This is a genomic window from Shewanella sp. NKUCC06_TVS (genome assembly GCF_019345515.1).
Classification (GTDB): domain Bacteria; phylum Pseudomonadota; class Gammaproteobacteria; order Enterobacterales; family Shewanellaceae; genus Shewanella; species Shewanella oncorhynchi.
In genome coordinates, this window is sequence record NZ_JAHKQX010000054.1 from 1 (window position 1) to 250 (window position 250).

Genomic DNA, 250 nt, shown 5'->3' on the forward strand with positions numbered 1-250 from the left:
CGCATTAAACGTTTTGTAATTAATCACATGACAGACTCATGCAATTAAATACTATCAGCTTTCCAAATTGTTAAAGAACAATGCGTACCGGCTCGCGGCGCATTCAGCTCTGACTTCTCCTAAGAGAAGCTAAACAAGCAATCTGTGTGAACACTCAACAAACATTAAGTTAGTCGTATAGGTAAGGAGGTGATCCAGCCCCAGGTTCCCCTAGGGCTACCTTGTTACGACTTCACCCCAGTCATGAACC

At 43.6% G+C, this 250-nt stretch carries 1 rRNA gene; it reads right to left on the reverse strand.

Annotation, left to right across the window (positions count from 1 at the left end):
* Nucleotides 1-182 precede the first annotated feature (182 nt).
* Nucleotides 183-250: ribosomal RNA gene (locus tag KO531_RS22290) — 16S ribosomal RNA — on the reverse strand; the annotation flags it as partial.